This window comes from Kumtagia ephedrae (assembly GCF_003012745.1).
Classification (GTDB): domain Bacteria; phylum Pseudomonadota; class Alphaproteobacteria; order Rhizobiales; family Rhizobiaceae; genus Kumtagia; species Kumtagia ephedrae.
The window spans coordinates 134,934-147,549 of record NZ_PXYK01000014.1 but is presented as its reverse complement, the minus strand read 5'-3'; the positions used below and the strand labels follow the sequence as shown (position 1 = coordinate 147,549).

Sequence of the window (12,616 nt, the reverse complement as noted above, 5' to 3'; positions counted from 1 at the left end):
CTCATCAGAACAGGCTGAAGCGCCGCCGGGGCTTGGCGGCCTCGTCGGGGTCGACGCCGGGATCGTCCGGCAAGGGCGGCTGCGTCGGTTCGCTTTCATCATCGACAAATGTGGTGTCTGCAAACGCCGGTGCAACCACGCCGGCGACGGCAGCCGGCTTCGCAGGCTGCGGCTCGGCCGGCTTGCGGTCGTTGGCCGGTTCCGGGGCGGGCGGCGGCACCGATTTCGGCGGCGCCGGCTCGGCCTGGACCTCGACCACCGGCCCGGGCGCGGGAACCGGACTGGGCGCCTCCAGCACCGGCGGCTCGACCGGAGCGACCGGCGCCTTCTCTTCCTCGATCAGCGTGCCCAGCCGCTCGACCGGCACCCGCCACTCGAAGGCGTCGAGCCGTCCGCTGACCGGCGAGAACGGCGCCCATTTATCGGTCTCGAAGCCGTCGGCCACCCAGGCAGGATCGCGCGGCGCGCGCACCGCCCTGGCGAGCAGCTGGCGCACCTTGCCGACGTCGCCGGTCTCGGCTTCCTCGATATCGGCGAGCAGCAGCCACGCACCCTCGCGCGGCTGCATGCGGATCGCCGCCTCGGCTTCCTTGCGCGCCAGCCGGTAGTCGGCCGCGTCGAGGGCGGCGCGGGCGACGGCGAGCGAGGATTCGGGATGGTTCTGCCTGAGCGACTGCAGCCGCCTGGCGCGCGTCAGACGGTCGGCGACGGCGTCGCCGTGGCGGGCATGCACGTAGAGATCGGCGACGTCCGGATGCGGCTCGGCCTTCCAGGCAGCCTCGAGGATCTTCGCACCTTTGCGCGTGTCGTCACCGCGAAACAGCGCCCGCGCCGCGACGAGCGCCGCCGGCACGAAATCCGGCCGCAGCCGGTTGGCCTCCAGCGCCGCCGTCTTGGCATGCGGGAATTCGACGTCGAACAGCGCCGTCGCCTTGGCGGTGAGCAGCACGGAGCGGCGGCGGTTGGCGGCGTCGCGCTCGATCTGGTGCGTCGCCTTCTGCGCGTCGACGATCTTCAGCGCGCCGTCCCAGTCGCCGCTGACGATCTTCTCCTCGATCGTCGAATCCGCCGCCCAGCCGAGCTGCGGCGCGATATCGGCGGCGCGGCCGGCATAGTGGCGCGCCGCGGCGCGGTCGCCCAGCCGTTCAGCCTCCAGATAGAGCCCGCGCAGGCCGAGCAACCGCATCTCCGGATCGTCCAGCATCGCCTCGAACTTGTCGCGGGCGCCGTCATGGTCGCCCTCCAGCAGCGCCGCCTGCGCGTCGAGAAGCCGGATCAGCGGCTCCTGGTCGGAGCGGATCAGCTTGGCGGCTTCCTTGTTCTTCTTGCGGGCGAGCGCGGCGTCGCCCGCGCCGGCGGCGATCATGCCGGTCGACAATGCCTGATAACCGCGGTCGCGGCGGCGCACGCGAAAATAGCGGGCGACGGTGTAAGGGCTGTTCCAGATCGACTTCACCAGCCACCAGGCGATCATCACGGCGGCGACGATCGCCACCACGCCGACCGCGGCCGCCATCAGGCTGACCGTGTAGCGGTAGCCTTGGAAGGTGACGACCATGTCGCCCGGCCGGTCGGCCAGCCAGGCGAAGCCGAGGCCGAGCAGGAAGACGACGAGGAGGAAGAACAGGATGCGGATCATGCCGTCCTCACGCCTTCATCGCGCCGGCGATGGCCTGATCGACGAGCTTCTCGACGTCGCGCCGCGCCTTGAGCTTGTCGCCGAACCCGCCGGCCGCCGCCTTGGCGGCGTCGGGCAGCGAATCGTATTCGGCGATCGCCTTGTCGAGATCGCCCGCCGTCAGCGCCGCTTCCATGCGCGCCACGATCTCCGGCACGCCCGCGCCCTCGACCGCGCCGACCGGCCGCACGGTGACCAGCGATTCGGCGCTCTGCATCAGGCGGTCGACGATGCCGGCGTCGGGATCGACGGGTTTCGCGGCGGCGATCATGGCTGTGGCGGCCGGCTCGAGCTCGGCCAGCAGCGCCTCGCGGGTCGACACGCCTTTCTCGGCATGCGCGCGCAGCGCCGCCAGCTCCGGCGCGGTCGGAAAGATCGCCGCGAACGTCTCCAGTTCGGCCGCGAAGGGCGCACCACGGTCCACCGCCGCCTTCAGGGCGGCAGTGGCGATGGCGAGCGCGATCTTCGGCTGCTGCGCCTGCGCATCCACCCGTCCGGCCAGGCTGCCGACCGTCTGCTCGAGCGCGGCAAGCCGGTCGCCGGCCTCCGCGGCCGAGTCGTTCTCGGTTCTCGCCAGCGCCTCGACGGCGGCAACCCGCTCGCCGAGCGCGGTCAGGTCGGCCGCATCCGGCGCCTGGCCGAGCGCAGCGATGGTGCTCTCGACCTGCTTGATGCGGTCGTCCAGCGCCTGGAGCGCCGCGGCATCGCCGGAACCGCCGCCGGGCGGCGCCTCGCGCAACGCCGCGACATCCGCCTTGAGCGCGTCGAGCGCCGAAGACAGGCCGTCGACGCGGGCACCGAGATCATCGGTTCCGGCATCGCTGCGGACGGCCGCGACCTCCTGCCGCAGGCTTTCGATCTCGGCAGCCGCCTGCGGATTGCCGCCCGAGGTGTGCGGTGCGCCGAGCAGTCCCGCATATTGCAGACCTCCGGCGGCGGCGAGCGCCACGACCGCGCCGATCACGCCCGCGGCAATGCGCGAAAAGCCGTCGCCACGCGGCGGCGCCGGCGACGGCGTTGCCGTGTCGTCCCGCGATGCAGACGATTCGGTCCGGCCCGATTCCGGCTGCCGCGCTTCCGTTTCGTCGAACCGGTAGCCCGCCGGCTCCCGCGCCGGTTCGGCAGGCTGGTATTCCTGGTCCGGCTGCGCCGCCGTGCCGGTTTCGGTCGCCGGTTCCGGTTCGGTCGACAAGCGATCGTTCGGCACGTCGTGCGGCCCGGCTTCGGTCTCGGCGGCTGAAATCTCTTCGGTACCCGGAGCGGTCGCGCCGGCGGAACCTTCGGCGTCCGCCCCCGCCTGCGAGGGTGACTCCGGGTCGCCGGAAACCGAATCGGCCGCGGCCGGCGACACGGTCTCCGTCTCGGACACACGCGAGACATCGGCCGGATCGAGCTCGATGGTCAGCGGCTCGCGCTGCGTCTTCGAGTGCCGGGTCCTCGGCGTCTTGACCATGCCTGGCCTCCGTTTCGTTCGTCCTGGCACCGGCGCGCCGGCCACCTTCTGGATACCTACCACACCAGCCTGCCCTGAAAAGAGGCGCGGGCAAGACGGGGCGATCGGCCTCAGACGGCAGGCGGCCCGAGCAGCCGCAACAGCGCCGCCTCGCTGGGTTCCGCCGCGATACGGATGCGGATGGCGGAGACGTCCGCGAGCCGTTCTGCGACCCGCTGCGACAGGCATAAAAATTCCGCCGCCGCGAGCATCCGCACCGCTTCCGGCGGCCAGGAGAGTTCGAGAAAGCGGCCGGCAGCCTTGGCGGAATAAAGCAGCACGACGTCGATCGGTTCCGCGCCGACGGCCGGGGCGAGCTGGTCGCGCTCGTAGCCGATCGTGCGCGTGTCGTAGGTTTCCAGCGGATGAACGGCGATGCCGGCCTCCGCAAGCCGCGCCTCGAAACCTCTCATGCGCACCCGCCCGCACAGATAGACCAGGCGGGCGCCGTGCCGGACGCGGCGCGTCACCAGCCCCGCCAGCGCGTCGGCATCGCCGTCCCCCGTCTCCACGGCGGCGAAGCCGAGCGCCCGCGCCTGCTCCGCCGTCCGCTCGCCGACGGCGAAGCACTTTTTTTCTTTGAGGGCTTCGATCAACCCCGCGGGCGCATGCCGCAGCGCGTTGGCGCTGGTGACGGCGACGGCGTCGATATCCCCCGGCGGGGATTGCAGCTCGACTGGAAGCGCGACGGTTTCGGTCAGCGGCAGCCGCACCGGGACGAATCCGCGTTCGGCCAGCCGCGCGGCAGTGCGCGTAGCGCCCGGCTCGGGCCGCGTCACCAGGACGCGCGCGGCCATTCAGCTCCAGCCTTCGAAGAAGCGGGGGCCGGCCTTGGCGCGCACCGTTTCGCCGGCGCTGCGGCCGAGCGATGCCGCGTCGCCGGCGCGTCCCTCGATCGTCACGTCATGGGCGTTCTGCCCGTCCGGCGACAGAATCAGGCCGCCGAACCGCAGGCGGCTGCCGTCCACGACCGCATGGCCGGCGATCGGTGTGCGGCAGGAGCCGTCGAGCGCCGCCAGGAAGGCGCGCTCGCAGGCCAGCGCCAGTGCCGTGTCGCGGTGGTCGAGCGGTTCCAGCAGCCTTGCGATTCGCTCGTCGCCGATGCGGCTCTCGATGCAGATCGCTCCCTGGCCGGGCGCCGGCGGGAAGATGTCGAGCGGCATCAGGTCGGTGACGACGTCGGCCATGCCCAGCCGTTTGAGCCCGGCGCAAGCGAGCATCGTGCCGGCGACCTGGCCCTCCTCCAGCTTGCGCAGCCTGGTCTGCACATTGCCGCGGAAGGTGACCACGGAAATGTCCGGCCGCATGCGCCGGATCAGCGCCTGACGCCGCAGCGAGGACGACCCCACCGTCGCGCCGTGCGGCAATCCTCGGATCGTCGGGGCCGCCCTGCCGATGAAGGCGTCGCGGACGTCCTCGCGCGGCAGGAAGGCCGAGAGCTCAAGCCCGTCGGGCAGTTGCGTCGGCATGTCCTTGGAGGAATGCACGGCGATATCGATGCGGCGGTCGAGCAGCGCTTCCTCGATCTCCTTGGTGAACAGGCCCTTGCCGCCGGCCTCCGACAGCGGCCGGTCCTGGATGCGGTCGCCGCTGGTGGAGATCACCTCGATGGCGAAGGCTTCCTCCGGCAGGCCATGGGCGGCCATCAGCCGGGCGCGCGCCTCGTGCGCCTGGGCGAGCGCCAGCGGGCTTCCGCGGGTTCCGATGGTGAGGGTCGCTGTTTGCATCCTGCCCGGTCCGTGATAGGCAGCCCGGCGGAGATGCCCGGCCGGGCCCCTCCTAACGGGGAAATCCCCGATGGACAATCTTGGACCATCTTAAGGCATGATCCGCGTCCTGGGCATAGAGACCAGTTGCGACGAAACAGCCGCGAGCGTCGTAGCGCTCGCCGATGACGGCCGGCCGCAGATCCTGTCGAATGCCGTGCTCAGCCAGATCGAGGAGCATGCCGCGTTCGGCGGGGTGGTGCCGGAGATCGCAGCGCGAGCGCACGTGGAAGCCCTCGACGGGCTGATCGAGGCCGCGCTCACTGACGCCGGAACGACGCTTGCCGATGTCGACGCGGTGGCGGCGACCGCCGGGCCGGGGCTGGTCGGCGGGCTGATCGTCGGGCTGATGACGGCCAAGGCGATCGCCGCCGCGGCGGGCAAGCCGCTGCTCGCCGTCAACCATCTCGAGGGCCATGCGCTGACGCCGCGGCTGACCGACGGCCTGTCCTTCCCCTACCTGCTGCTGCTCGTCTCCGGCGGCCATACGCAGATCGTGCTGGTGCGCGGCGTCGGCGACTACCAGCGCTGGGCGACCACCATCGACGACGCGCTCGGAGAAGCCTTCGACAAGACGGCGAAGATGCTCGGCCTACCCTATCCCGGCGGCCCGAACGTCGAGAAGGCGGCGAGGGCCGGGGATGCCGCCCGCTTCGCCTTCCCGCGTCCGATGAAGGGCGAGGCGCGGCCGGATTTTTCCTTCTCCGGTCTCAAGACCGCCGTCCGGCAGGCGGCGACCGCCATCGCGCCGCTCAGCGAGCAGGACGTTGCCGACATATGCGCGTCGTTCCAGGCGGCCGTCACCGACGCGCTCGCCGACCGGGTGTCGCGGGCGCTGGAGCGGTTCCGCGCCGAATACCCGGACGCGGCGGGGCCGGCGCTGGTGGTGGCGGGCGGCGTGGCGGCCAACCGGCTGGTGCGCTCGACCCTGGAAAAGCTCTGCGCCGACAACGGCTTCGGTTTCGTCGCGCCGCCCTTGGCGCTGTGCACCGACAATGCGGCGATGATCGCCTGGGCGGGCATCGAGCGGCTGCGCGCCGGGCTCACGCAAGCCGACGGCATAGATTTTTCGCCGCGCTCGCGCTGGCCGCTCGACAGCGTGTCGGCACCGGTCGTCGGCTCCGGCCGCCGGGGCGCCAAGGCATGAGCCGCGTTTGCGTGCTCGGCGGCGGTGCCTGGGGCACGGCGCTTGCTCTTACGGCACTACGTGCCGGCCGTCAGGTTTCGCTGTGGGCGCGCGAACCGCAGGCTGCCGAGGCGATCGCCATGGGCAGCAATCCGCGCTACCTGCCGGACGTTGCCTTCGAGACCGGGATAAAGGCCACGACCGACATCGCATCCGCCCTCGCCGAGGCAGAAGCAGTGCTCGTCGTCGTGCCGGCGCAGGCATTGCGCGACACCCTGGCGTCGGCCGGGCCGCATCTTCCCGCCGGCGCGCCGCTGGTGCTTTGCGCCAAAGGCATAGAGAGCGGAACCGGCAGGCTGCTGTCCGAGATCGCCGCGGAAGCCTGCCCGGGCAGCAGCACCGCGACCCTGTCCGGCCCGAGCTTCGCGACCGACGTGGCGCGCGCCATGCCGACCGCCGTCGTCGTCGCGGCGAAGGACGAGGCGCTGGCTGCCGACCTCGCCGCGCTGCTGTCGACGCCTACCTTCCGCTGCTATTCGACCGGCGACCAGACCGGTGTCGAGATCGGCGGCGCGCTGAAGAACGTGCTGGCGATCGCAGCCGGCGCGGCGCAGGGCGCCGGGCTCGGCGCCAGCGCGCAGGCCGCTCTGGTGACGCGGGGCTTCGTCGAGCTGCGGCGCATCGGCGTCGCCTTCGGTGCGCAGCCCGAGACGCTGATGGGCCTGTCGGGACTGGGTGACCTGGTGCTGACCTGCGCGTCGGCGCAATCGCGCAACTTCGCTTACGGGTTGGCACTGGGACGCGGCGAGCCGCTGGCTGGCCGGCCGCTCGCCGAAGGCGTGGCGACGGCGGGCATCGCGGTGCGCATCGCCGCCGAGAAGGGCGTCGACGCGCCGATCATCGCCGCGACGGCAAGAATCCTGGCGGGAAAACTGACGATTTCGCAGGCGGTCGAAAGCCTGATGTCGCGGCCGCTGAAGGCGGAGGCCGACTGAAATGAACTCCGTGGCCTTTCCCGCCGACCGCGCCTTGCATTAGAAAGCATCGAACGAGGAGCAATCCATGATTTTCGTCTTCACCTGCAAGGACAAGCCCGGCCACCTCCAGACGCGGATGGACAACCGCCCGCCCCATGTCGAATACCTCAACAAGCTCAATGCCGAGGGCACGCTGAAGTTCGCCGGCCCTTTCCTCGACGGCGACGGCAAGCCATGCGGCAGCCTGGTCGCCGTCGAGGCGGCGGACCTTGCCGCGGCGGAGGCGATCGCCGCGGGCGATCCCTACGCCAAAGCCGGCCTGTTCGAATCCGTCGACATCCGGCCGTGGAACTGGGTGTTCAACAATCCGGCCGCCTGAGCGCCGCGGATCTGAGACGAGGGGAAGCACCGTGCAGTACTGGCTCTTCAAATCCGAACCGAGCGCCTTTTCGTGGGACATGCTCAAGTCCAAGGGCAAGGCCGGCCAGGAATGGGACGGCGTGCGCAATTACCAGGCGCGCAACAACATGCGCGCCATGCAGATCGGCGACCTCGGCTTCTTCTATCACTCGAACGAGGGCCTCGCGGTGGTCGGCATCGCCGAGGTGTGCAAGCTGGCGCATCCTGACTCGACCACCGACGACCCGCGCTGGGAATGCGTCGACATCCGCGCCGTCAGGGACGTGCCGAAGCCGGTGACGCTGGACGACTGCAAGGCCAATCCGAAGCTCGCCAAGATGGTGCTGGTCAACAATTCGCGGCTGTCGGTGCAGCCGGTGCAGCCCGACGAATGGCGCGAGATCTGCCGCGTCGGCGAGGTCGACCCGGCGCCGTGACCGGGTCGCCGGCGGCACGTCCGCGCGTCGGCGACAGGACGCCGTTCATCCGCGCCAACACGGCGCTGATGGCGCCGCCGCATGTGCCGGAGATCCGGCTCCATCTCGCCGACGAGGCGCACGACCTCTGGCACCGCACCGAGGACGAGCTGCAGCAGATCGGCCTGCAGCCGCCCTTCTGGGCGTTCGCCTGGGCCGGCGGGCAGGGCCTCGCCCGCCATGTGCTCGATCATCCGGAAATCGTGCGCAGCCTCTCCGTCCTCGATTTCGCCACGGGCTCCGGCCTGGTCGCCATAGCTGCGGCCAAGGCCGGCGCGGGACGGGTGCTCGCCGCCGATATCGATCCCTTCTGCGAGGCCGCGATCGCGCTGAACGCCGAGGCCAACGGCGTCCGGATCGTGTTCTCGGCGGAGGACCTGGTCGGGCGCGACGAGGGCTGGGACGTCGTGCTCGCCGGCGACGTCTTCTACGACCGCGCCTTCGCCGACCGGCTGAAACCGTGGTTCTCGGCACTCGCCGCGCGCGGGGCGACGGTCCTGGTCGGCGATCCCGGCCGCGCCTACCTGCCGAAGCAGCGGCTGGAAAAACTCGCCGTCTACGAGGTGCCGGTCACCCGGGCGCTGGAGGATGCGGAGGTGAAGCGCACCACGGTGTGGCGCTTCGGCTGACGCTGCTCAGATCACGTTCAGCTCGCGGAACGGCCTGCCCGCCGCGATCCGCTCGTAGCCGAAGGCGGAGCAGTCGACCGTGCGGTAGCCGCCATGCACGACCAGCTCAGCCAGCGCCCTGCCGACGGCCGGCGCCTGCTGCAGGCCGTGGCCGGAGAAGCCGTTGGCGAACAGGAAATTGCCGATCTCCGGATGCCGCCCGACCACGCCGTTCTGGTCGAGCGTGTTGTAGTCGTAGTGGCCGGCCCAGGCGCGCGTCGGCTTGATCGCCTCGAAAGCAGGGATGCGGGTGGCGAGCACCGGCCAGATCACTTCTTCGAACAGCGGCCAGTCCGGATCGAAGTCGGCCGGATCGGCCGGTCCCTCGTTCTCCTCGGATTCGGCGCCGCCGGTGATGTAGACCGATCCTTCCGGCCGCACGTAGATGCCCGAAGGATCGACCAGCAGCGGCATGTCCTCGAATCGTTCGCGCGCCTCGAACACGAAGACGCTGCGCTTGCGCGGCTCGACCGGCAGCGCGATGCCGGCCATTTCGGCCACCCTGCCGGCGTTGGGACCGGCGGCGTTGACGACGATGCCGGCCTCCAGCTTTTCGCCACCCTCGAGCGTGACGGCCGTCACCCGCGCCCCCTCACGCTCGATCCCGGCGACCGAGGCGGTGACAAGGTCGACATTCTTCGTCCGCAGCGCCTTGCGGAACAGCATCAGCAGCGCGTGCGCGTCGAACCAGCCCTCGCCGCTGCGGCCATAGGCACCGGCGGCGACACCCTCCGTCGACAGCCAGGCGAAGCGGCGGGACAGCGCGGCGGCGTCCTCCAGCAGGATGTCGGCGCCCTCCGCGGCCTGTACCGCGTGGTTGGCCCGCAGCACCGGCAGGCCTTCCTCGCTGGCGAGGATGAGATAGCCTTTCTCGCGAAAGCCGATGTCGGCCTCCGCGCCGAATTCCTCGGTCAGGCGGCGGAACAGCGAAAGCGTGAACTGCGACAGCCGGATGTTCTCGGCGATGGAGAACTGCTGGCGGATCGAAGCGGCCGACAGCGTGGTGGCGGACCGGGCGAATTGCGGATCGCGCTCGATCACCGCGATCGTGCCGGAAAAGCCCTCCTCGCGCAGATACCAGGCGACCGAACTGCCGACGATCGCTCCGCCGATGATGACGATGTCGTAGCGCGCCATGCTGCTTCCGTTCCGTTGCCGTCCGTCGCTACCAAGCAGCAACCGCGGCACAAGGCAAGCTCTTGCAAGGGCCGGCGACGCCGGGCAAGAAGGACGGATGGCCGCAGCCGAAAAGCCCTTCCGTTCCGTGCTCTACGTGCCCGCCTCCAATCCCAAGGCGCTGGCCAAGGCGGGCTCGCTCGCCTGCGACGCCGTCATCCTCGACCTCGAGGATGCCGTGGCGCCCGGCGACAAGCAGGCGGCGCGCGCCAATCTGAAGGACTGGTTCGGCCGCAGGCCGGTTGGCTCGCCGACCGCGATCGTGCGCGTCAACGCGCTCGCGACCGAATGGGGCGCCGACGACCTCGCGCTCGCCCGGACGCTCGAGCCGGACGGCATCCTGCTGCCCAAGGTCGACACGCCGCGCGACCTGCTGGAGGCCGGCGACCTGCTCGACGAGGAGGCGGTGCCGGAACGGGTGAAGCTGTGGGCGATGGTGGAGACGCCGCGCGGCCTGCTCAACCTCGGCGCGATCGCCGAGCTCGGCCGCGACCCGGCGGCACGGCTGGCCGGGTTGGTCGCGGGCACCAACGACCTCGTCAAGGAAACCGGCGTGCTCGCCACGCCCGACCGCCGCTACCTGGTGCCGTGGCTGATGCAGATCGTGCTCTCCGCGCGCGCCGGCGGGCTGGTGGCGCTCGACGGCGTCATGAATGATTTCCGCGCTGCGGCACTCTTCGAGCTGGAATGCGCCGAGGCGGCGGCGATGGGTTTCGACGGCAAGACGCTGATCCACCCGGCGCAGATCGGCCCGGCCAATGCCGCCTTCTCGCCGTCCGAGACGGCCGTTGCGGAAGCCAGGCGGATCGTCGAGGCCTTCGCGCTGGCTGAAAACGCCGGCAAGGGCGTGATTGTGCTTGACGACCGCATGGTGGAGCGGCTTCACCTTGCCCAGGCGCAGCGGTTGCTTGCCCGCGCTGCCGCCGCACCGGCGACGGACCGATCGGAGAAGGACCCATGAAACTCTACCGTTTCCTCAGCGGACCGGACGATTCCGCCTTCTGCCACAAGGTGACCGCGGCCCTGAACAAGGGCTGGCACCTGTTCGGCTCGCCGACCTACTCCTTCAATGCCGAGACCAAGACCATGATGTGCGGTCAGGCGGTGGTGAAGGACGTCGACGGCAAGGACTACGAGCCCGGCATCAAGCTCAGCGACTACTGACCGTCCCCGGCCTGGAGCCGATTCATCGCCGCTACCGGTCAGGACCGGGCGGCGATCCGGGTGAAGTGGCCCATCTTGCGGCCCGGCCGCGCCTCCGCCTTGCCATAGAGGTGGAGTACCAGGTTGGGCTCGGCGAGCAGCGCGGGCGTGCGCTCGATGTCGTCGCCGATTAGGTTTTCCATCACGCAATTGCTGTGGCGGTTGGCGTCGCCCAGCGGCAGCCCGGCGACGGCGCGGATGTGCTGCTCGAATTGCGAGAGGGCGCAGGCGGCCTCGGTCCAGTGGCCGGAATTGTGGACGCGCGGCGCCATCTCGTTGGCGAGCAGGCGGCCGTCGGCAAGCACGAAGAACTCGACGCCGATGACGCCGACATAATCGAGGGCCCGCAGGATGGAGAAAGCCGCCTCGCGTGCCGCCTCGGCCGTGTTCGGCGAGATGGCCGCCGGCACGGTGGAGCTGTGCAGGATGCCGTCGCGGTGGACGTTCTCGGCCGGCTCGTAGGCGGCCATGGCGCCGTCGGTGCCGCGCGCGGCGATGATCGAGATCTCGCGCGCGAACGGCACCAGGCTTTCCAGGATCAGCGGCACGCCGCCCATGGCGGCAAAGCTGCCGGCGACGTCTCCCACATGGTCGCGGAAGAGGCGCTGGCCCTTGCCGTCATAGCCGAGGCGCCGCGTCTTCAGGACGCCGCTGCCGCCGAACGCCGCGAGGCCGGCGCGCAGGTCGTCATCGCCGTCGACGGCGCGGAAATCGGCGGTGGCGACGCCGACGCGGTTGAGGAAGGATTTTTCGACGAGCCGGTCCTGCGCGGCCTCCAGCGCCTTGGCCGGCGGGAAGACCGGGACGTTTCCGGCAAGCCGCGCCGCGGCGGCCACTGGCACGTTCTCGAACTCGTAGGTGACGACGGCCGACAGGGCGGCGAGCTCGTCGAGGGCGGCGGGGTCGTCATAGGCCGCGACGATCTGGGCACTGGCCACCTGCGCCGCCGGGCAATCGGGCTGCGGCTCGAGCACGACGGTGCGGTAGCCGAGCCGGGCGGCGGCAATCGCCAGCATGCGGCCGAGCTGGCCGCCGCCGAGAATGCCGATGGTCGAGCCGATGGGGAGCGGAGCGCTCATGCGTCGGTCGGCGCCTCTGCGACCGCATCGGCCTGCCGCGCCCGCCAATCGTCGAGGCGGGTCGCCAGATCCGGATCGCCGAGCGCCAGCACGGCGGCGGCGAGCAGCGCAGCGTTGACGGCGCCGGCGCGGCCGATGGCCAGCGTGCCGACGGGAATGCCGGCCGGCATCTGCACGATCGACAGCAGCGAATCCTGGCCGGACAGCGCCTTGGATTCAACGGGAACGCCGAACACCGGCAAGGGCGTCAGCGCCGCCGTCATGCCGGGCAGGTGCGCCGCGCCGCCGGCGCCGGCGACGATCACCTTGTAGCCGGCGGCCTTGGCACCGGTGGCGAAGTCGTAGAGCCGCTTGGGCGTGCGATGCGCCGAGACGATCCTGTCGTCATGGGAAACGCCGAGCGCATCCAGCGTCTCGGCGGCGTGGCGCATCGTCGCCCAGTCGGACTGGCTGCCCATGATGATCGCGACGTCGGCCACGCTTCGTCTCCCGGTCGGCGGCATGCGGCGCGCTTAGCGGAAATCCGCCCTGGTCGCAAGGACGGCAGGCGTAGAAGGTTTCCTCCGCAGGCGCCGG

General features: G+C 70.8%; 14 protein-coding genes. 7 read left to right on the top strand and 7 right to left on the bottom strand.

The annotated features are described in order from the left end of the window. Window positions 1–4: 4 nt before the first annotated feature. The 4 genes from C7I84_RS15945 to hemC form a co-directional block, all read right to left on the bottom strand. The gene (locus C7I84_RS15945; protein ID WP_106773189.1) at window positions 5–1,639 is read right to left on the bottom strand and encodes a heme biosynthesis protein HemY; all 1,635 of its coding nucleotides are present in this window, start codon (window positions 1,637–1,639) and stop codon (window positions 5–7) included. Window positions 1,640–1,646: 7 nt separating this feature from the next. Next, a complete protein-coding gene (locus C7I84_RS15940; protein ID WP_106773188.1) occupies window positions 1,647–3,131 on the bottom strand; it encodes a COG4223 family protein in 1,485 nt (494 codons plus the stop codon). Between the two features lie 110 nt (window positions 3,132–3,241). Beyond that, window positions 3,242–3,967, bottom strand: coding sequence for a uroporphyrinogen-III synthase (locus tag C7I84_RS15935; protein ID WP_106773187.1), 726 nt, complete (start codon window positions 3,965–3,967; stop codon window positions 3,242–3,244). After that, complete coding sequence (gene hemC, locus C7I84_RS15930) at window positions 3,968–4,897, bottom strand: hydroxymethylbilane synthase (RefSeq protein ID WP_106773186.1); 930 nt, start codon at window positions 4,895–4,897, stop codon at window positions 3,968–3,970. Window positions 4,898–4,994: 97 nt separating this feature from the next. Here hemC and tsaD point away from each other — a divergent pair, with 97 nt between their 5' ends. The 5 genes from tsaD to C7I84_RS15905 all read left to right on the top strand — a co-directional run bounded on the left by tsaD (window position 4,995) and on the right by C7I84_RS15905 (window position 8,543). Further along, the gene (gene tsaD / locus C7I84_RS15925) at window positions 4,995–6,083 is read left to right on the top strand and encodes a tRNA (adenosine(37)-N6)-threonylcarbamoyltransferase complex transferase subunit TsaD (RefSeq protein WP_106773185.1); all 1,089 of its coding nucleotides are present in this window, start codon (window positions 4,995–4,997) and stop codon (window positions 6,081–6,083) included. Continuing rightward, entirely contained in the window at window positions 6,080–7,057 is a 978-nt protein-coding gene (locus C7I84_RS15920; protein WP_106773184.1) for an NAD(P)H-dependent glycerol-3-phosphate dehydrogenase, read from the top strand. Before tsaD ends, C7I84_RS15920 begins: the two co-directional genes overlap by 4 nt. Window positions 7,058–7,124: 67 nt before the next feature. Next, window positions 7,125–7,418, top strand: a complete 294-nt coding sequence (locus C7I84_RS15915) for a YciI-like protein (RefSeq protein WP_106773183.1) — start codon at window positions 7,125–7,127, stop codon at window positions 7,416–7,418. Window positions 7,419–7,449: 31 nt separating this feature from the next. Beyond that, window positions 7,450–7,875, top strand: coding sequence for an EVE domain-containing protein (locus C7I84_RS15910; protein ID WP_106773182.1), 426 nt, complete (start codon window positions 7,450–7,452; stop codon window positions 7,873–7,875). Further along, a complete protein-coding gene (locus tag C7I84_RS15905; protein ID WP_106773181.1) occupies window positions 7,830–8,543 on the top strand; it encodes a class I SAM-dependent methyltransferase in 714 nt (237 codons plus the stop codon). The genes C7I84_RS15910 and C7I84_RS15905 overlap by 46 nt, the downstream gene beginning before the upstream one ends. 6 nt (window positions 8,544–8,549) lie before the next feature. On the opposite strand, the gene C7I84_RS15900 is transcribed toward C7I84_RS15905, so the two are convergent. Continuing rightward, window positions 8,550–9,719: an NAD(P)/FAD-dependent oxidoreductase gene (locus tag C7I84_RS15900; RefSeq protein WP_106773180.1), complete on the bottom strand. Its 1,170-nt coding sequence runs from the start codon at window positions 9,717–9,719 to the stop codon at window positions 8,550–8,552. Window positions 9,720–9,816: 97 nt separating this feature from the next. On the opposite strand from C7I84_RS15900, the gene C7I84_RS15895 reads away from it, so the two are divergent. Next, a complete protein-coding gene (locus tag C7I84_RS15895) occupies window positions 9,817–10,719 on the top strand; it encodes an HpcH/HpaI aldolase/citrate lyase family protein (protein WP_106773179.1) in 903 nt (300 codons plus the stop codon). Beyond that, window positions 10,716–10,922, top strand: a complete 207-nt coding sequence (locus tag C7I84_RS15890) for a DUF1737 domain-containing protein (protein WP_106773178.1) — start codon at window positions 10,716–10,718, stop codon at window positions 10,920–10,922. Before C7I84_RS15895 ends, C7I84_RS15890 begins: the two co-directional genes overlap by 4 nt. Before the next feature lie 38 nt (window positions 10,923–10,960). Here the strand turns inward: C7I84_RS15890 and C7I84_RS15885 are convergent, their stop codons facing one another. Both C7I84_RS15885 and purE read right to left on the bottom strand, forming a co-directional pair. Further along, entirely contained in the window at window positions 10,961–12,040 is a 1,080-nt protein-coding gene (locus C7I84_RS15885; RefSeq protein WP_106773177.1) for a 5-(carboxyamino)imidazole ribonucleotide synthase, read from the bottom strand. Continuing rightward, window positions 12,037–12,498, bottom strand: a complete 462-nt coding sequence (purE, locus tag C7I84_RS15880) for a 5-(carboxyamino)imidazole ribonucleotide mutase (RefSeq protein ID WP_425351352.1) — start codon at window positions 12,496–12,498, stop codon at window positions 12,037–12,039. Before purE ends, C7I84_RS15885 begins: the two co-directional genes overlap by 4 nt. Window positions 12,499–12,616: the final 118 nt, after the last annotated feature.